The sequence below is a fragment of the Curtobacterium sp. MCBD17_028 genome (genome assembly GCF_003234875.1).
Lineage (GTDB): Bacteria > Actinomycetota > Actinomycetes > Actinomycetales > Microbacteriaceae > Curtobacterium.
Genome location: NZ_QKTQ01000012.1, coordinates 1 through 18,866, shown reverse-complemented (window position 1 = coordinate 18,866; position 18,866 = coordinate 1). Strand labels below are relative to the sequence as shown.

Annotated in this window: 14 protein-coding genes; 10 read left to right on the top strand and 4 right to left on the bottom strand. The window is 72.0% G+C overall.

Annotated elements, in window-relative coordinates; translation table 11 throughout:
• Nucleotides 1–19: 19 nt before the first annotated feature.
• On the top strand, nt 20–1,684 hold the full coding sequence (locus tag DEI86_RS12585) for an ABC-F family ATP-binding cassette domain-containing protein (RefSeq protein ID WP_111049727.1): 1,665 nt from the start codon (nt 20–22) through the stop codon (nt 1,682–1,684).
• Between the two features lie 57 nt (nt 1,685–1,741).
• Complete coding sequence (locus DEI86_RS12580; protein ID WP_111049726.1) at nt 1,742–3,256, top strand: PQQ-binding-like beta-propeller repeat protein; 1,515 nt, start codon at nt 1,742–1,744, stop codon at nt 3,254–3,256.
• A gap of 21 nt (nt 3,257–3,277) precedes the next feature.
• On the opposite strand, the gene DEI86_RS12575 is transcribed toward DEI86_RS12580, so the two are convergent.
• The gene (locus tag DEI86_RS12575; RefSeq protein WP_111011338.1) at nt 3,278–4,066 is read right to left on the bottom strand and encodes an AraC family transcriptional regulator; all 789 of its coding nucleotides are present in this window, start codon (nt 4,064–4,066) and stop codon (nt 3,278–3,280) included.
• A gap of 49 nt (nt 4,067–4,115) precedes the next feature.
• Here DEI86_RS12575 and DEI86_RS12570 point away from each other — a divergent pair, with 49 nt between their 5' ends.
• The 3 genes from DEI86_RS12570 to pgi all read left to right on the top strand — a co-directional run bounded on the left by DEI86_RS12570 (nt 4,116) and on the right by pgi (nt 7,653).
• On the top strand, nt 4,116–4,559 hold the full coding sequence (locus DEI86_RS12570; protein ID WP_220035694.1) for a DUF2000 family protein: 444 nt from the start codon (nt 4,116–4,118) through the stop codon (nt 4,557–4,559).
• A 95-nt stretch (nt 4,560–4,654) separates the two neighbouring features.
• Nucleotides 4,655–5,641: an aldo/keto reductase gene (locus tag DEI86_RS12565; protein WP_111012789.1), complete on the top strand. Its 987-nt coding sequence runs from the start codon at nt 4,655–4,657 to the stop codon at nt 5,639–5,641.
• Nucleotides 5,642–5,925: 284 nt separating this feature from the next.
• A complete protein-coding gene (gene pgi, locus DEI86_RS12560; RefSeq protein WP_111049725.1) occupies nt 5,926–7,653 on the top strand; it encodes a glucose-6-phosphate isomerase in 1,728 nt (575 codons plus the stop codon).
• A 167-nt stretch (nt 7,654–7,820) separates the two neighbouring features.
• On the opposite strand, the gene DEI86_RS12555 is transcribed toward pgi, so the two are convergent.
• Nucleotides 7,821–9,065, bottom strand: coding sequence for an endo-1,4-beta-xylanase (locus DEI86_RS12555; protein ID WP_111049724.1), 1,245 nt, complete (start codon nt 9,063–9,065; stop codon nt 7,821–7,823).
• 250 nt (nt 9,066–9,315) lie between these two features.
• On the opposite strand from DEI86_RS12555, the gene DEI86_RS12550 reads away from it, so the two are divergent.
• Nucleotides 9,316–10,632 (top strand): LCP family protein, encoded by a 1,317-nt coding sequence (locus DEI86_RS12550; RefSeq protein ID WP_111049723.1) that lies wholly within the window; start codon nt 9,316–9,318, stop codon nt 10,630–10,632.
• 13 nt (nt 10,633–10,645) lie between these two features.
• On the opposite strand, the gene DEI86_RS12545 is transcribed toward DEI86_RS12550, so the two are convergent.
• Nucleotides 10,646–11,677 carry a LacI family DNA-binding transcriptional regulator gene (locus tag DEI86_RS12545; RefSeq protein ID WP_258370096.1) on the bottom strand — a complete coding sequence of 344 codons (1,032 nt, stop codon included), beginning with the start codon at nt 11,675–11,677 and terminating at the stop codon, nt 10,646–10,648.
• A gap of 157 nt (nt 11,678–11,834) precedes the next feature.
• Between DEI86_RS12545 and DEI86_RS12540 the strand changes: the two genes are divergently transcribed.
• From DEI86_RS12540 to DEI86_RS12525, 4 genes are all read left to right on the top strand, one after another.
• Nucleotides 11,835–13,133 carry an ABC transporter substrate-binding protein gene (locus DEI86_RS12540; RefSeq protein ID WP_111011332.1) on the top strand — a complete coding sequence of 433 codons (1,299 nt, stop codon included), beginning with the start codon at nt 11,835–11,837 and terminating at the stop codon, nt 13,131–13,133.
• A 22-nt stretch (nt 13,134–13,155) separates the two neighbouring features.
• The gene (locus DEI86_RS12535; RefSeq protein ID WP_111049774.1) at nt 13,156–14,169 is read left to right on the top strand and encodes a carbohydrate ABC transporter permease; all 1,014 of its coding nucleotides are present in this window, start codon (nt 13,156–13,158) and stop codon (nt 14,167–14,169) included.
• Nucleotides 14,169–15,095 carry a carbohydrate ABC transporter permease gene (locus tag DEI86_RS12530; RefSeq protein ID WP_258368746.1) on the top strand — a complete coding sequence of 309 codons (927 nt, stop codon included), beginning with the start codon at nt 14,169–14,171 and terminating at the stop codon, nt 15,093–15,095. Before DEI86_RS12535 ends, DEI86_RS12530 begins: the two co-directional genes overlap by 1 nt.
• 148 nt (nt 15,096–15,243) lie before the next feature.
• Nucleotides 15,244–17,670, top strand: a complete 2,427-nt coding sequence (locus tag DEI86_RS12525; protein WP_111049772.1) for a beta-glucosidase — start codon at nt 15,244–15,246, stop codon at nt 17,668–17,670.
• A gap of 128 nt (nt 17,671–17,798) precedes the next feature.
• Here the strand turns inward: DEI86_RS12525 and DEI86_RS12520 are convergent, their stop codons facing one another.
• Nucleotides 17,799–18,683 (bottom strand): phytanoyl-CoA dioxygenase family protein, encoded by an 885-nt coding sequence (locus DEI86_RS12520; protein WP_111012785.1) that lies wholly within the window; start codon nt 18,681–18,683, stop codon nt 17,799–17,801.
• Between the last annotated feature and the right edge of the window lie 183 nt (nt 18,684–18,866).

The window sequence follows — 18,866 nt, the reverse complement described above, 5'->3', positions numbered from 1 at the left end:
CGGGTGGGAGCATGAGCAGATGACCGCCACGCTCGTCGCCAAGGACCTCGCCGGTGGGCACGCCGCTCGCACCCTCTTCGACTCGCTCGACCTGACCGTCGCGCCCGGTGACGTCATCGGCGTCGTCGGCGTGAACGGGGCCGGCAAGTCGACGCTGCTCCGCCTGCTCGCCGGGGTCGACGAACCCCTGGCGGGGTCGGTCGCGCTGTCGCCGAAGGACGCGTTCGTCGGCTGGCTGCCGCAGGAGCACGAGCGCGTCGAGGGCGAGACGATCGGCGGGTACCTCGCGCGACGCACCGGATGTGCGGCGGCGACCGCGGCGATGGACGACGCAGCCGCGGCGCTCGCCGAGCCCGCCGCCGGTGACGCTGCTGGTGACGACTACGCGGTCGCGCTCGAACGGTGGCTCGCCTCCGGTGCGGCGGACCTCGACGAGCGCATCCCGGTCGTCCTCGCGGATCTCGGACTCGACGTCGACACGGGCCACGGCTCGCTCACGGTCGACTCGGCGATGACGTCGCTGTCCGGAGGCCAGGCGGCACGGGTGGGCCTCGCGGCACTCCTGCTGTCGCGGTTCGACGTGGTGCTGCTCGACGAGCCGACGAACGACCTCGACCTCGACGGCCTGGCCCGGCTCGAGGAGTTCGTCCGGGGCCTGCGCGGCGGTGTGGTCCTGGTGAGCCACGACCGGGAGTTCCTGGCGCGCTCGGTCACGGCCGTGCTCGAGCTCGACCTGGCCCAGTCGTCGCATCGGCTGTTCGGGGGCGGGTACGACGCGTACCTCGAGGAGCGCGCGCTCGCCCGGCAGCACAAGCGGGACGCCTACGAGGAGTACGCGGCGACGAAGGCGGACCTCGTGGCCCGCGCGCGCACGCAGCGCGAGTGGACGAGCCAGGGCGTGCGGAACGCCATGCGGAAGAGCCCCGACAACGACAAGCTCCGCCGGAAGGCGTCGGCGGAGTCGAGCGAGAAGCAGGGGCAGAAGGTCCGCCAGATGGAGTCACGGATCGCCCGGCTCGACGAGGTCGAGGAGCCCCGCAAGGAGTGGCAGCTCGAGTTCACCATCGGCACCGCGCCGCGGTCGTCGTCGGTGGTCGCGACGCTGTCCGAGGCGACGTACGTGCAGGGCGACTTCACGCTCGGTCCGGTCTCGCTCCAGGTGGCCGCGCGCGACCGCATCGGGATCACGGGTCCGAACGGCGCAGGCAAGTCCACGCTGTTGCGGGCACTCCTCGGCGGGCAGGAGCCGACCTCCGGCACGGCGTCGACCGGGTCGAACGTGGCCGTCGGTGAGATCGACCAGGCGCGCAGGCGGTTCACGGGCGCCACGGCGCTCGCCGAGGTGTTCGAGGGGCTCGTGCCCGAGATGTCCACCGCCGAGGTGCGGACCCTCCTGGCCAAGTTCGGGTTGAAGGCCGACCACGTCGGTCGCGCCGCGGGGGAGTTGTCGCCGGGTGAGCGGACGCGCGCCGGTCTGGCGCTCCTCCAGGCCCGCGGGGTGAACGTGCTCGTGCTCGACGAGCCGACGAACCACCTGGACCTCCCCGCGATCGAGCAGCTCGAGCAGGCACTCGACGCCTACGACGGCACGCTGCTCCTGGTGACGCACGACCGCCGCATGCTCGAGACCGTGCGACTCGACCGCCGTTGGCACGTCGAGGAGGGCCGGGTCACGGAAGTCTGACCAGCGGGCGTACCGACGGGGACCGGTCGGGCTACCCTCGGCGCCGAGGAGGGCTCGATGACGACCCATCACGATCGAGACCGACGGCGCGGGGTGCGCCTGCGCACGCTGGTCGTGCCCGTCGCCGTGCTGCTGCTCGCCGGGTGCACGGCCGGGAGGCCCTCCGTCGCGCCGACGACACCGCCTCCGTCCGCCGGAGCGCCTGCTGGTACCGCGCCGACGAGATCGGACGGACCGTCCGCCCCGTCCGGACCGTCGACGGGGACGGGACCGTCCCGAGCCGCCGCGTCCGACGCGTGGCCGAGCTACCACGGCACCGCGACGCTGACGGGTGCGGTCCCCGCCGGGGCGCCTCTCGACCACGCGACGCGGAGGTGGTCGGTCGACCTCGGCGGCACCGTGCAGGGGCAGCCCGTCGCTGCGGACGGACGCATCGTCGCCGCCACCGAGCGGAACCGAGTCGTCGCCCTCGACCCGACGACCGGGCACGTCCTGTGGTCTCGGACGCTCGGCACACCGCTCACGCACGTCGCCGCCGTGGCGGGATGTGGCGACATCGACCCACTCGGCATCACGAGCACGCCCGCGATCGACCCGGCGACGCGCATCGTGTACGTGGTCGCCGAGGTGGACGCCGGCCGGGGCGTCGTGCATCACGTGCTCTCGGGGCTCGACCTGGCCACGGGGCGGACGGTGCGGACCGAGGACGTCGACCCGCCCCTCCCGGCCGGCGAATCGCCGGTGCACCTGCTCCAGCGGGTGTCCCTGGCCGTGGCGAACGGCCGCGTCTACGTCGGCTACGGCGGCAACGCGGGGGACTGTGGGCACTACCACGGCTGGGTCGTCGGGGTGCGCGAGAGCGGCGCGCCGGACCCGGTGTCGTTCGAGGTCGCCCCGGACGGCGAGGGCGGAGCGGTCTGGGAGTCGGGCGGCGGCATCGCGGTCGGTGCCGACGGGCACCTGTTCGTCACGACGGGCAACGCGAACCCCGATCCGCCGCAGGGCGGCCCCGATCCCGAGCGGTACACCGAGAGCGTCGTGGAGCTGTCCCCGGACCTCCGGCCGCTCGCCGCGTTCAAGGACCGCGTCGCGGGCGGCGACGAGGACCTGTCGACGAGCAACCCCGTGCTGCTCCCGGGCGGGCTCGTGTTCGCCGTCGGGAAGACGGACACCGCGTTCGTGCTGCGGCAGGGAGACCTGTCGCAGGTGACCGCGATCCGCCACGTGTGCGGCAGCGACCCGGACGGCGCACCCGCGTTCGACCGCCGCACGGACCGCGTCTTCGTCCCCTGCCGCGGCGGCGGGATCCAGCGGGTCGACCTCGCGACACGGACGCTCGGACCCCGACTGGCGGGTGCGAACAGCGGGCCGACGCTGATCGGCAGGGACCTCTGGGCCGTCGAGTACCCGACGGGGAACGTCTCGGAGTGGGACCCGCGGTCCGGGCGCCGACTGCAGACCCTCCACACGGGGACGGCGTTGCCGACGTTCGCGACGCCGACGTCGGTGGACGGCCTCCTGCTCGTGCCCACGGTCCATGGTGTGACGGCGTTCGCCGGGCGGTCCTCGTAGCACGCGGCGTCCCGGAGCGCTCTACGCCGCGGCGAACGTCCCCGGCGTCGTCCCGAGCACGCGACGGAACTGCCGGGTCATGTGGGGTTGGTCCGCGAACCCGGCCTCGGCGGCGGCGTCGACCGGGCGGCGTCCCGCGAGCAGGAGTCGGCGCGCCAGGTCGACCCGCCGCGCCGACACGTACTGGTGCGGTGCGATCCGGAACGCCGCCGAGAACACGCGGGCGAGGTGTGCCGGGTGGACGTGCAGCGCGGCGGCCGCGTCGGCGATGGTGAGCTGCTCGGTCAGGTGCTCGTCGAGCATCGCGCGGAAGCGTCGGGCGAGGACCGGGTCGTCGCGGTCCGTGGCGTCCGCGCCGAACGCGTCGCGGAGCCGGGCGCCGAGGCGCAGGACGCCGAACTCGACGGCCAGGGCGGCCGTCGTCGGCGCGGCCTGCGCGAGCGCGGCGTGGATGCTGGCCACGCCCGCCGCGAGCGTCCCGTCCGTGAACGCCGGGTGGTGGACCGCGCCGCCGATCGTCCCCGCCGGCAGCCACTCCGGTTCGAGGTACAGCACCCGCTTGCGGTAGCGCTCGCCGCCGGTGGCGGTGCGCCCGGTGTGCGGGACGCCCGGCGGCAGGACCGTGAGCGTCCCGGGCATCACGTGGTGCCGTCGGCCGTCGAGTTCGTAGACGACGGCACCGTCGTCGACCGTCAGGAGGGTCCAGCTGTCGTGCGTGTGCGCCGGGTACGCGTGCTCGAGGTGCTCCGCGTGCAGCACCTCGCGCACCAGGGGCACGGCGGGCCGCCACGCGCGCACGGACTCGACCATGCAAGGAACGTACAAGACGACCGGGTGTGCCCGGCGCGATCGTGGGGACATGGCACCGCTCGACGACACCACCACCGAACCCGTCCGCTTCGACACGAAGGTCGTCGTGGTGCTCCACGACGACCTGCTGCCCTGGCAGGAACTCAACGTCACCGCGTTCCTGACGAGCGGCATCGCCACGAGTGAGCCGGACCTCGTCGGGGAGCCCTACGCGGACGCGGACGGCAACCGGTACCTCCCGATGCTCCGGCAGCCGGTGATGGTGATGTCGGCCGGCCCCGAGGTCCTCGCCGCCGCGCGGACCCGGGCGCTCACCCGCGGCGTCCCGCTCGCCCTGTACACGCGCGACCTGTTCGCGACGGGGCACGACGCCGCCAACCGCGCTGCCGTCGCCGCCGTGGCGGCCGACGACCTCGATCTGGTCGGCATCGCCGTGCGCGGGCCCCGGAACGCGGTGGACAAGATCACGAAGGGTGCGCGCATGCACGCCTGACGCGCGCCCCGCGGTGTCCACGCAGCCCCGAGGCGCGGCGAGCACCATGGAGGTCGTGCACCGGCTGGTCCTCGGCCGGGCAGACAGGAGACAGCATGGAAACCCGCACACTCGGCGACCTGCAGGTCGGTGCGATCGGCCTCGGCACGATGGGCATGAGCGCCTTCTACACGGGCGCCGGCACGGACGACGCGGAGTCGGTCCGCACGATCCACCGGGCGATCGACCTCGGCGTCTCGTTCTTCGACACGGCGGAGGCGTACGGGCCGTACACGAACGAGGAACTCCTCGCCCGCGCGCTCGGCGACCGTCGCGACGACGTCGTCATCGCGACGAAGTTCGGCCTGATCCGTCACGTCGAGGGCGAGACGACCCCGAGCACGGAGCGGCACATCACCTCGGACCCCCGGTCGGTCCGCATCGCACTCGAAGGGTCGCTGCGCCGGCTCGGCACGGACCACGTCGACCTCTACTACCAGCACCGCGTCGACCCGGAGGTCCCGATCGAGGACGTCATCGGGCAGCTCGCCGGCTTCGTGCAGGAGGGCAAGATCCGTCACATCGGCATGTCCGAGGCGAGCGCCGCCACCATCCGCCGGGCGCACGCCGTCCACCCGATCACCGCGCTCCAGAGCGAGTACTCGCTGTGGACGCGAGACCCCGAGGGCGAGGTGCTCGACACCCTGCGGGAGCTCGGCATCGGGCTCGTGCCGTACTCGCCGCTCGGACGGGGGTTCCTGACCGGCGCGATCACGAAGCCGTCCGACCTCGACTCGAGCGACTTCCGCCTGGCGAACCCCCGGTTCCAGGAGGAGGCGTTCGCGGCGAACATGCGCATCGTCGACGAGGTGCGCACGGTCGCGGACGAGGTCGGCGGCACACCCGCGCAGGTCGCGCTCGCGTGGCTGTTGGCGCAGGGCGAGGACCTCGTGCCCATCCCGGGCACGAAGCGTGTCTCGCGGCTCGAGGAGAACCTCGGCGCGGCGGACCTCACGCTGAGCGACGAGCAGGTCGCGCGGCTCTCCGCCCTGCCGGCACCCACCGGCGACCGCTACCCGGACATGGCCCCCATCGGGCGCTGACCGGACCGGCGCTGACCGGACAGGCGCTGACCGGACGGGCGCTGGCCCGATCGGGCGCTGACCCGATCAGGCGCTGACCGAGCGCGTCGTCGCCCCGCGGGGCGAGCCGCAACGGACGGGAGGGACGGTGCCGGACCGCCCCGTCCCTCCCCAGCGTCCCCTGTCGCCCGGTCGTCCCCACCTGCCGCCGGGGGGAGCGGCAGGGGAATAGATTTGGACCCGGCCCGCCGCGCAGCGCCGCGTGATCCGCGAGCCGTGCACCGTTCCCTGTTCAGGAGGACCCCTTGACCGAATCCGCTCCCGTCGATCCCACCTCGACCGAGGCCTGGCGCGCCCTGGCCGGCATCGCCGACGGTTTCACGCCGGACCTGCGTGGGTGGTTCGACGCCGACCCGGACCGGGCCGACCGGTACACCTTCCAGGCCGCCGACCTCACCGTCGACCTGTCGAAGGGCCTCGTGACCGAGGAGATCCTCGGCCACCTGCTGCAGCTCGCGCAGGACGTCGACGTCCCCGGCCGCTACCAGGCGATGATCCGCGGCGAGCACATCAACGTCACCGAGGACCGCGCCGTGCTCCACACCGCGCTGCGTCGCCCGGCCGCCGGTTCCGACCTGGTCCCGCCGGCGGGCTTCGAGGTCGACGGGCAGGACGTCGACGCCGACGTGCAGGCCACGCTCAACAAGGTGTACGGGTTCGCCGAGCAGGTGCGGTCGGGGGCGTGGAAGGGCGTCACCGGCAAGCGCATCGAGACCGTCGTCAACATCGGCATCGGCGGGTCGGACCTCGGCCCCGTCATGGTCTACGAGGCGCTCAAGCCATACGTGCAGCAGGGGCTCGAGGCCCGCTTCGTCTCGAACATCGACCCCGCCGACATCTACGAGAAGACCGCGGACCTCGACCCGGAGACGACGCTGTTCATCGTCGCGTCGAAGACCTTCGGCACGCTCGAGACCTTGACGAACGCCCGGCTGGCCCGCCAGTGGCTGTGGGAGCGGCTCGGTGCCGCCGGTGCGATCGAGGACACCGACGAGTCCCGCAAGGACGCCGTCGCCAAGCACTTCGTCGCCGTCTCGACCGCGCTCGACAAGGTCGCCGCGTTCGGCATCGACCCCGAGAACGCGTTCGGGTTCTGGGACTGGGTCGGCGGCCGCTACTCGGTCGACTCGGCCATCGGCACGTCGGTCGTCATCGCGATCGGGCCGGACAACTGGCGCGACTTCCTCGCCGGGTTCCACGCGGTCGACGAGCACATGCGCACCGCGCCGCTCGAGCAGAACGTCCCCGTGCTCATGGGCCTGCTCAACGTCTGGTACTCGAACTTCCTCGGTGCCCAGAGCCACGCGGTCCTGCCGTACACGCAGTACCTGCACCGCTTCGCCGCCTACCTGCAGCAGCTCACGATGGAGTCGAACGGCAAGCGGGTCCGCTGGGACGGCTCCCCGGTCACGACCGACACCGGCGAGGTCTTCTGGGGCGAGCCGGGCACGAACGGCCAGCACGCCTTCTACCAGCTCATCCACCAGGGCACCCGGCTGATCCCGGCGGACTTCATCGCCGTCGCGAACCCGGCGCACCCGCTGCAGGACGAGACCGGTGACGGTGGCGCCGTGCAGCCCGGACAGGACGTCCACGCGCTGTTCATGGCGAACTTCTTCGCGCAGACCAAGGCGCTCGCGTTCGGCAAGACCGCGGACGAGGTCCGCGCCGAGGGCACGAAGGAGTCCGTCGTGCCGGCCCGCGAGTTCCCGGGCAACCGACCGACCGCGTCGATCCTCGCACCGGCACTCACGCCGAGCGTCGTCGGCCAGCTCATCGCGCTGTACGAGCACATCGTGTTCACCGAGGGCACGATCTGGGGCATCGACTCGTTCGACCAGTGGGGTGTCGAGCTCGGCAAGCAGCTCGCACTGCAGATCGCTCCCGCGGTCGACGGCGACACCGAGGCGCTCGCGTCGCAGGACGCCTCGACGAAGGCGCTCATCGCGAAGTACCTCGAGCTGCGCGGCTGACGCGCGTGCCGGGCGCGCAGATGCGCGCCCGGACGACGAGGGCGCGGTCCGGCGACCGCGCCCTCGTCGTCTGTCCGCGCCCGTTCGGGTGGTTCCGCAACCCAGGGGGACGGTCGGGAGGGACAGGACGGGCCGGTGCCGTGCCTCCCGGCCGCCGGTCGGTGCGGTCAGGCAGCCGGGACGGTCAGGGCGATCCGCTGCGCGTCCGGTCCGAGCGTGAAGGGCGTCGTCGTGCCGGCGAGCCGTGCCGCGTAGTCGCCGCGGAAGCCGCTCACACGGACCTCGCCGCGCCCGTCGGTGACGAGTTCGGTCGGTCCGAGCCACCACGCGTCGCGGACGAGGCGGCGCAGCGCGTCGTAGGAGGGCTTGGGGGAGCCGTCCGCCCGGACGAGTCCGATCGGCGCGCCGAGCCACGCGCCCGCATCGGTGATGCCCCAGTACGTGATGGCCTCGACGGCCTCGTGCCCCACGAGGCTCCGGTAGTGCCGCTCGATCTCGTCGGCCTGCCGCGCCTCGCCCTCGGGCGTCGACGGCCATGACGGCACCTGGTGGTCGTTGAGGTCCTCGATCTCCGCGGGCATGAGTTCGCCGGACACGAGCGAGGACTCGGTCATGTGGATCGGGAGGCCGAACCGCGCGAACCGGTCGACCGTCGCGAGCATCGTGTCCTCGCCCCAGTAGCCCTGGTGCATGTGCGTCTGCAGACCGAGGGCGTCGAGCGTGATCCCCGCATCGAGGACCTCCTCGACGAGGTGTTCGTAGTCGCTCGACAGGTCGAAGTCGTTGAGCAGGAGCCGTGCCTCCGGGTTCGTCGCACGGGCCTCCTCGAACGCCATCCGGATCATCGGCACGCGGCCCCGGGCGCGGGCGAGGGGTGTGATGGCGTTGTCGCCGTTGTCGAACACGGGCATGATGACGACCTCGTTGATCGCGTCCCAGGTGTCGACGAGCCCGGCGAAGTCGGCGACCTCACGCCGGATGCGCGCACGCTGCAGTCGCTCCACCTCGTCGAGCGGCAGGCCGAGCAGCCAGTCCGGCTGCACCGTGTGCCAGACGAGCGGATGGCCCTTGAGCGCGATCCCACGGTCGCGGAACCACCGCGCCGCGGCCCGGAGGCGCGTGGTGTCGGGCGCGCCCCGCTCCGGTTCGAACCGTCCCCAGTAGAAGGGGAGGGTCGCCGTGTTGAACACCTCGGCGTACCGCTGCGCCAGCGCCTCGGTCCCGACGTCGTCGGGCTCACCGTTCGCCAGGCCGATGAAGTCGAAGCCGATGTTGCCGAACACGAAGGCGTGGCGGGTCTGCTCGACGGTGATCGGGACGGCGGGCTGCGGGGTGCCGGCGGCGTCGACGACGGCGAGGACGGCCTCGCCGAGCCGTGCGGCCGGGCCGGGCGGGGGGAGGGTCTCGTGCATGTCGGGCGCCTTCCGGACATCGTCGTCAGGTTTGTTGTGGGCGAGAACATAACACGGACGGCGTGCGACGGCGTCCGGTCGCGCCGGATCCCGTGGGCCGCGGCGTCCGGCCGCGCCGGATCCCGCGCGCGGCGGTGGGGCCGGACGCGGCGAACCTGAGTGCCGATTCAGGGTCGCGGCGCGGCCAGCACGCGGTTCGCACCCACTTCCGGGATGATCCTGGGACGGCACCGAACTCCGAGGGGGACGAATGGCGCGCGAACGTGCGGCGGTGAACGGCGGCATCGCACGGCACGGACGGCTCCGCCGCTCGAGCCGGGTCGCCGCCGTCCTCCGAATCCTCGCCGCCGTCGTCGCGGTCGCGGTCGTGAGTTCCGGTTCCGTCGCGGCGATCGCGACCTGGCAGGTCCTGCAGGGCGCCAAGCCCGCGGTGACGCTGGCGTTGCCGGGCGTGAGGCACGAGGCCGTCCCGACGCTCTCCGCGCAGTCGGGTGAGGTCAACATGCTGCTCGTCGCCACCGACACCCGGACCGGGCAGGGCGCGGGGTTCACCGGCGCGGCGAACCAGGCCGCGAGTTCCGGGGTCGGGCACAACGACACGACGATCCTGGTCCACATCTCGCAGGACCACACGCACATGGCCGTCGTCAGCTTCCCCCGCGACCTCATGGTGCCCATCCCGGCGTGCACGAACGACGACGGCTCGGTCACACCGGCCTCCTCGAGGGCGATGCTCAACACGGCGCTCTCGCGCGGTGGGGAGCGCCACGGCCTCGCCTGCGTCGCGGGGACCATCAGCCAGCTGACCGGCGTTCCGATCTCCTACGCCGGCATGGTCACGTTCGACGGCGTCGTGCGGATGGCGGACGCGGTCGGCGGGGTCCAGGTCTGCCTCGCCACGCCGATCCACGACCACAACGTCTCCCCGGCGATCGACCTGCCCGCGGGTACCCGCTCGCTGTCGGGCGCCCAGGCCGCCGCGTTCCTCCGCTCGCGGGACGGCGTCGGCGACGGCAGTGACCTCGCGCGCATCAGCAACCAGCAGACGTTCATGTCCGCCCTCGCGCGCCAGGTCGTCTCGGCCGGGACGCTGACGAACCCCGCGAAGGTGCTCCGCCTGGCCGACACCGCGTTCCGCAGCATGACGCTCTCGGACACCCTGACGGATCCGCGGACCCTCGCGCGCCTCGCGCTGGCCGTCACGACGGTCGGCCTGTCGAACATGGTGTTCGTGCAGTACCCCGTGGTCGACGACCCCGAGGACCCGAACCGGGTCGACGTCGCGACGGACCCGGCGGGGATCCTGAACGCCGCGCTCCGTCACGACGACCCGATCGCGCTCTCGGCCGGCAGCCTCGGTCGCTCGGCCGTGGTCGACCCGAACCCGCCGAAGGCGGCCGCCCCGACCGCTCCGCCGTCGCACGCTGCGGGAGGCCCGTCCAAGCCGGCAACGGCGCCCTCGTCGGGCGCGTCCACCCCGAGCGCGCCGGCCACGACAGCGCAACTACCCGGGTCCGTGTCGGGGCAGAGCGCCGCCACGGTGACCTGCGCGGCCGGGCGGGACTGACCTCCCGCCCGCCTCAGCGCGTGGGGGCCGGCCCGGTGCTCGCGCGGACCACGAGCGTCGCCGGGAGCTGGACGTGCTGCGGGACGTCCTGTCCGCGGAGCAGGTTGAGGAGCATGTGCACGGCCTCGGCGCCGAGGTCGTGCAGCGGCTGTGCGACGGTCGTCAGCGGCGGGGTGGCGTTCGCGGCGAGGGGGACGTCGTCGAAGCCGACGACCGACAGGTCCTCGGGCACGCGGAGACCGAGCTCGTGCGCGACCTCGAGCACCCCGAGCGCCGAGATGTCGTTCGCCGCGAACACCGCGGTGGGACGGTCCGGACGGGCGAGGAGCGCACGGGCGACCTCGGCGGAGAGCGCGGTCTGGTACCCGCCGACGCGCACGAGCTCCGGGTCGAACGGGATGCCGGCCGCGGCGAGGGACTCCCGGTAGCCGGTCTCGCGGAGCTCGGCGGACGCCAGGTCCTCGCGGCCGCGGATGTGCGCGATGCGGCGGTGTCCGAGGCCGATGAGGTGCTCGGTCGCTGCCCGCGCACCGCCGACGTTGTCGGAGTCGATCGCCGCGTGGCCCTCGGGACCGGTGTGCGGGTCGATCGACACGACCGGCACCGACGTCGACGACATGAGCGTCGTGGGCGTGACGACGATCGCGCCGTCGATGAGGGTCCCGGCGAGTCGCGACAGCGACCGGCGCTCCCAGCCCGGCCGGGTCTCGCCCGACACGAGTCCGGCGTACGCGAGGAGCTCGTACCCCGTGCCGGTCGCCGCGGACGAGATGCCCTTGAGCAGCTCGGTGGAGAACGGCTCGAACTCGGTGACGAGGATGCCGATCACGTCGGTGCGGCTCCGACGGAGGCTCCGGGCGACGAGGGAGCTCTCGTAGCCGAGGGACTCGATCACCTCGAGCACGCGCTTCGACGTCGCGGGTGCCACCCCGTCGCGCCCGTTGATGACCTTCGAGACCGTCGGCACGGACACCCCGGCCGCGCGCGCGACGTCGCTGATGGTGGCGCGCCCGGGCGGGGGAGCGGACTCTGCGACGGTCTCCACGTGCTCACCGTACCGCCCGGATCGTGCGACACGAGTCGTCGCCGCGCCCGGCGAAATCGTTATCGATATCGATTGACAACGCCAGCCACGCCTGCCACGCTCTCGTCTGCGGCACTCGAAGCCGCATGTCAACGACGACTACCGAGGGGTTTCCACAATGACGAGGAAGATCAAGCTCGCGACGGCCATCGCGCTGGCCGCGGGCACCGCACTGCTCGCCACGGGCTGTTCGAGCGGCGGTTCGGACAACGCGTCGGGGAACGGCAAGGTCACCATGACCTTCTGGCACAACTCGACCACCGGCCCGGGCAAGGCGTTCTGGGCGGACACCGTCAAGGACTTCGAGGCCGCCCACCCGAACGTCACCATCAAGGTCCAGGCGATCCAGAACGAGGACCTCGACGGCAAGCTCCAGACGGCACTCAACTCCGGCGACGCCCCCGACATCTTCCTGCAGCGGGGCGGCGGCAAGATGAAGGCCATGGTCGACGCAGGCCAGGTCATGGACATCTCCGGCTCGATCGACAAGGCCTCGAAGGCCGCGATCAACAAGGGCACGTTCGCCGGCTACGAGCAGGGCGGCAAGACCTACGCCATGCCGATCGACGTCCTGCCCGAGGGCATCTGGTACAGCCAGGACCTGTTCAAGGCCGCCGGGATCACGAGCACCCCGAAGACCATGACCGAACTGAACGCGGACATCGCCAAGCTCAAGAAGTCGGGCGTCGCACCGGTCGCCGTCGGCGCCAAGGACGCCTGGCCCGCCGCGCACTGGTACTACAACTTCGCGCTCCGGGAGTGCAGCCAGGCCACGCTGAACAAGACCGCGTCCAACCTGAAGTTCGACAGCAGCTGCTGGACGAAGGCCGGCCAGGACGTCAAGGCGTTCAACGACACGAAGCCGTTCAACAACGGATTCCTCACCACGGCGGCGCAGCAGGGCGCCGGCAGCTCCGCCGGTCTCGTCGCGAACCACAAGGCGGCCATGGAGCTCATGGGCTCCTGGGACCCGGGCGTAATCTCCTCGCTCACCCCGAACGCCAAGCCGCTGCCCGACCTCGGGTTCTTCCCGTTCCCGTCGATCTCCGGCGGCTCGGGCAAGGCCGGCGCGATGATGGGTGGCCTCGACGGCTACTCGTGCTCCGCCAAGGCGCCGAAGGTGCCCTGCACCCAGTTCCTCAACTACATCGTGACGAAGTCGAGGCAGGAGGCGTACTACAAGGCGTTCGACACCATCCCGGTGAACGAGAACGCGCAGTCCGTCGTCACCGAGCCGTACCTCAAGGACGTCCTCGCCGCGTACCAGAAGGCGCCGTACGTCTCGCAGTACCTCGACACCCTCTACGGCCAGAACGTCGGCAACGCGCTGAACACGAGCGTCGTCGACCTGCTCGCCGGCAAGGGCAGCCCGGCGGACATCGTCAAGACGACCAGCCAGGCCGCGGCCAAGGGCTGATCCCGTGTCCGCGAACACCTCCATCGCTGCGGGTCGGGTCACCGACCCGCAGCGCCCCCCGGGTGCACCGGAGGCGGGGCGGGGCGCACCACATGCCTCCCGCCCCGCCGGCCGGCGCGGTACCCGGGCCCCGGCCGACTGGCGCAAGCGCGCCGAGATCGCCGTGCTCGCCGGACCGGCGGTCGTCGTCTTCGTCGGGTTCGTGATCCTCCCGGTCGTGCTCGCCGCCTACTACGGGTTCTTCCGCTGGGCGGGCTACGGCACCCCGACCGACTTCGTCGGACTGCACAACTACGTCGTCATCTTCACCGACAGCGCGTTCCAGTCCGTCCTGCTCCACAACGCGTTCATCGTGGTGCTGTCCCTGGTCCTCCAGGGTCCGCTGGCGATCTTCCTGGCGCTGCTCCTCAACCAGAAGATCCGCGGTCGGACGCTCGTCCGCGTGCTCGTGTTCGTGCCGTACGTGATCTCCGAGGTCATCGTCGGCACCGGCTGGAGCCTCATGCTCCAGTCGAACGGGGCGGTGAACGACCTCCTGCAGGCCATCGGCCTCGGCGGCCTGCGCGCGGACTGGCTGTCGAACCCGTCGATCGCGATCTGGACCCTGCTCCTCATCATCTCGTGGAAGTACATCGGGTTCGCCGTGATCCTGTTCCTCGCCGGGCTGCAGAGCATCCCCGAGGAACTGTTCGAGGCCGCCGCCATCGACGGTGCCGGCTACTGGCAGATCCAGCGACGGATCACCCTGCCGCTGCTCGGACCGACCATCCGCATCTGGGCGTTCCTGTCGATCATCGGGTCGCTCCAGCTGTTCGACCTCGTCTACATCATCTGGGGTCAGTACATCGCCTCGACCGCCGGGACCTCGACGATGGCGACGTACATGGTCGGGAACGGCCGCAACTCCGGCAACTACGGCTACGGGAACGCCGTCGCCGTGGTGATCTTCCTGATCTCCCTCATCGTCGCGCTCCTCTACCAGCGCTTCGTCCTGCGCCGCGACACCGCGGGCGCACTCACCGAGAGGAACGGCTGATGGCGACCACCACCATCGACGGCCGGGAGGCCCGCTCGGGCCGGTCCCGCGGCGTCCGGTCCGGCATCCCCGGCCCCGGCAGCACCCGTCGGCGTCGGTCGGGCGCGGCGAACACCCACGTCAACCCGATCACCTACGTCGTCGCGATCGTCTTCATCGCGGCGAACCTCGCCCCGGTCCTCTACATCGTCCTGGGCGGCTTCCGGACGAACGCGCAGATCACGACGAGCCCCGCGGGCCTGCCGGACCCACTGCAGTTCGGGAACTACGCGAGCGTGCTCTCGAGCGGGGTGTTCTGGCAGGAACTCGGCAACTCCGCGATCACGGCGATCGCCACCACGGTCGGCGTCGTGGTCCTCGGACTCATGGTGAGCTTCGTGCTCGCGCGCTACCACTTCGCCGGACGCGGGGCGCTGTACGCGCTCTTCGCCGCGGGGCTGATGTTCCCGATCACGGTCGCGATCACACCGCTCTACCTGCTCGTCAAGGACCTCGGCCTGACGAACAACCTGGCCGGGGTGATCCTGCCGCAGATCGCGTTCGCGCTGCCGACGACCGTGATCATCCTCGTGCCGTTCCTCCGGGCGATCCCCGACGAACTCGAGGAAGCCGCGTCGATCGACGGTGCGAGCCGGCTCGGGTTCTTCTTCCGGATGATCGTGCCGTTGTCGCTGCCGGGTGTCGTCACCACCGGGATCCTCGCGTTCATCGCGAGCTGGAACAGCTACATCCTGCCGCTGTTCATCCTCAACAACGAGGGGCAGTACACGCTGCCGCTCGGTGTGCAGGCGTTCTCGTCCCAGTACTCCGTGGACACCGCGAAGGTGCTCGCGTTCACGACGATGTCGATGATCCCGGCGCTCGTGTTCTTCACGATCTTCCAGCGCCGCATCGTCGGCGGCCTGACCGGCGCGGTGAAGGGATGAGCGCCTCCCGGCGTGCGTCGCGCACCATCCCGACCACCGGTCGCCCCACTCCGACGAAAGCGAGGAACGCGTGACCACCGCGATCCCCACCACCACCACCACCGACGTCGACGACCACGTCGTCGTCGCCGCGGCGACGCCGCCCGCCATGCCCACCGTGTCCGACCGGGTCCGCGCCCTGCACGCGCGGATGACCCTCGAGGAGAAGGCGGCGCAGATCGTCGGCTACTGGCTCGACCAGAACGGCGTCGTCGCGCCGATGCAGGGCGAGATGGCCGCGGGGCAGGACGCCTCGGCTCCGCTGGCGGAGGTCACCCGCGACGGCATCGGCCACTTCACCCGTGTCTACGGCACGCGACCGGTCGACGCCGAGGAACGCGCGGCGTGGCTCTGGGGCGAGCAGCGCCGCCTCAAGCGCGAGACCCGGCTCGGGATCCCCGCGCTCGTGCACGAGGAGTGCCTGACCGGGCTCGCTGCATGGCGCGCCGCGACGTTCCCCACGCCACTCGCCTGGGGCGCCGCGTTCGACCCGGAGCTCGTCGAACAGGTCGGCCGCGCCATCGGGGACTCCATGCGCGAACTCGGCGTGCACCAGGGGCTCGCGCCCGTGCTCGACGTCGTCCGTGACCCCCGCTGGGGCCGCGTCGACGAGTGCATCGGTGAGGACCCGTACCTGGTCGGGACCGTCGGTACCGCGTACGTGCGGGGGCTGCAGGACGCCGGCGTGCACGCCACGCTCAAGCACTTCCTCGGCTACTCCGCATCGCGCGCCGGGCGGAACCACGCCCCCGTGCACGCCGGGCCGCGCGAGGTCGCCGACGTGTTCCTGCCCCCGTTCGAGATGGCGGTCCTCGACGGTGGCGTCCGATCCGTCATGAACTCCTACGCCGAGATCGACGGCGTGCCCATGGCCGCGAACGGCAACTACCTGACCGGGGTGCTCCGGGAGCGCCTCGGGTTCGACGGCGTCGTCGTGGCGGACTACTTCGCCGTCGCGTTCCTCGAAGTCATGCACGGCGTCGCGGCCGACCGGGGTGAGGCGGCCGCGCTCGCACTCGAGGCCGGCATCGACGTCGAGCTGCCTACCGGTGACGCCTACCTGCAGCCGCTCGTCGACCGCGTCCGCTCGGGCGAGTTCGACGAGGCGTACGTCGACCGTGCGGTGCTCCGCGTGCTCGCGCAGAAGGAGTCGCTCGGCCTGCTCGACGACGACGCGTACGAGGACGAGCCGCCGACGGCGATCGACCTGGACTCGCCGCGCCACCAGGCGCTCGCCCGGCGGCTCGCCGAGGAGTCGATCGTGCTCCTCCACAACGACGGCGTGCTGCCGATCGGGAGGTCCGGGGCCGACTCCGGCGCCGATCGTCCGGCACCCGCCCGGGTCGCCGTGATCGGTCCGAACGCGGATCGGGCCGAGGCCCTGCAGGGGTGCTACTCGTTCGCGAACCACGTGCTCGCCGGTCACCCCGACCTGCCACTCGGGTTCACGATCCCGACGGTGCTCGAGGCACTGCCCGGCGCGTTCGCCGCGGCGGGCCTCGGTGCCACCGAGATCGTGCACGCCGTCGGCTGCGCGGTCGAGGGCGACGACACGACTGGCTTCGCGGAGGCCGTCGACGCGGCGGCCGCCGCCGAGCTCGCGGTCGTCGTCGTCGGCGACCAGGCCGGACTGTTCGGCCGGGGCACCGTGGGCGAGGGCAACGACTCCGAGTCGCTCGAACTGCCCGGCGTGCAGCGGCAGCTCGTGGAGGCCGTGCTCGCCACCGGCACGCCGGTCGTCGTGGTCCTGCTCACCGGTCGGCCGTACGCGATCGGCTGGGCGCTCGACGGCACGGGCCCGAAGCCGGGCGCGGTGCTGCAGGCGTTCTTCCCCGGTGAGGGCGGCGGGCTCGCGATCGCCGACGTGATCACCGGTCGGGTCGCACCGTCCGGGCGTCTGCCCGTGTCGCTGCCCCGGTCCGCGGGCGCGCAGCCGTACTCATACCTGCACCCGGTGCTCGGCGGGCCGTCGGACGTCACCGCGACGGACTCGACGCCGCTCCGGCCCTTCGGGTTCGGGCTCGGGTACACCACGGTCGCGTACTCGGACCTCGTCGTCGACCGGACCGTCGGCGCCGGGGACACGTTCACGGCCGCCGTGACCGTGACGAACACCGGTGCGACCGCGAGCGGCCACGTGGTGCAGCTGTACGGCCACGACGTCCAGGGTTCCGTGACCCGTCCGGTGGTGCAGCTGCTCGGCTACGCGCGGGTCGACCTCGAGGCGGGGGAGTCCGTCCGCGTCGCCTTCGACGTGCCGACGACGCGGTTCGCCTTCAGTGACCGCCGCATGGTCCGGGTCGTCGAGCCGGGCGACGTCGAGGTCTGGGTCGGCGATCACGCGGCGGCGTCGGCGGCCCCCGTCGACACCGAGGAGACCACGGGCGGCGTCATCGTGAACGAGAAGCAGGCCGTGGCGCAGGACCTTCCGGGCTCCGCGACGCCGCGCGCGACGCTCACGATCGCGGGGCCGGTGCACGAGGTCACGACGGCGGACGAGCGGCTCGTCGCCTGGCGGGTCGTCTCGGGCGTCTGACGCGCGGTGCCCGCCGGGCGGCAGCCGGGCCTCCGCCCCGGTTCCGCGAGATCGCAGAAGATGCCGCTTCCAAGCCATGGGGAGCGGCATCTTCTGCGATCTCGGTGGGGGGGAGGTGGGCCTGGGGGTCAGGCGCCGCCCATCATGAGGCCCTCGATGTCGTGCTTCTGCACGATGGGCGTGAGCTCGTCGACCACCGGGCAGACGAGGTGGTCGCGGACCCGCTGGGGGAGCGACTCGTGGAACGCATGCGTGACGGCCATGTCGTGGTGCTCGGCGTTCCCCGCGCCGGGTGCGTCGATGCCGAGCACGAGCACCGGACGCGGCTGCGACGAGAAGTTCTGCGTGCCCCGGTGGATCGTGAGCGCGGACCGGGCCGCGATGTCACCCATGTTCGGGTACTTGCGGACGGCACGCTCGGCGTAGCGCGGCGCGAAGGACGCCGGCGGGAACATCTCGTGGTCGAACTCGGGCGAGAGGTCCCACTGCGTGCCGAGGGCGATCTCGAACGGGCCCATCTCGTCGACCGTGTCCACGGCCGTGAGGTTGAAGGCGAGGGACGTCAGGCGCCGGTCCTCACGCGTCGCCTCGGGCATCCGGAAGTCGCGGTGCCACGGCTGGTTCTTCGCACCCGGGAACGGGATGTCGAAGCCGAGCTCGACGATCTGGTACTCCGGCCCGAGGACCGCCTCGCTGAGCGCGCGCACCCACGGGTGGTCGACGATGTCGACCCAGCCGCGGAGCTGCTCGGGGTGGATCTCGACGTAGTAGCGGCGCGGACCGCGGCCCATCGTGCCGCCCTTCCGCGCGAGGGCCTGGTGAAACGCGACGTACACGTCCTCGGCCATGTCGGTCGCCCACTCGCGGGAGAAGGCGCCCTTCTTGCCGATCGTGCCGTCGGTGTAGAGCGCGCGCACGGCCTCCGCGATCTCGGGCGAAGCGCCCTCGGGAACGGGGATCCGGTCGGGGCCCCCGAGGCTGATGTCCTCGAGGTCGGTGCTGGTGTCGGTCATCGTCGTCCTTCCGCCGTTGCCCTCGCCGTCGAGGGCACGTCAGCAGTATCGTCCTCCGACCCTGCCGAGCTCCTCCGGTCCTCCGCGAGATCGCACTTGTTGCCACTCTGGACCGCGCCAGAACGGCAACAAGTGCGATCTCGCGGAGGACCGGAGGAGCTCGGCAGGGTCGGAGGACGATAC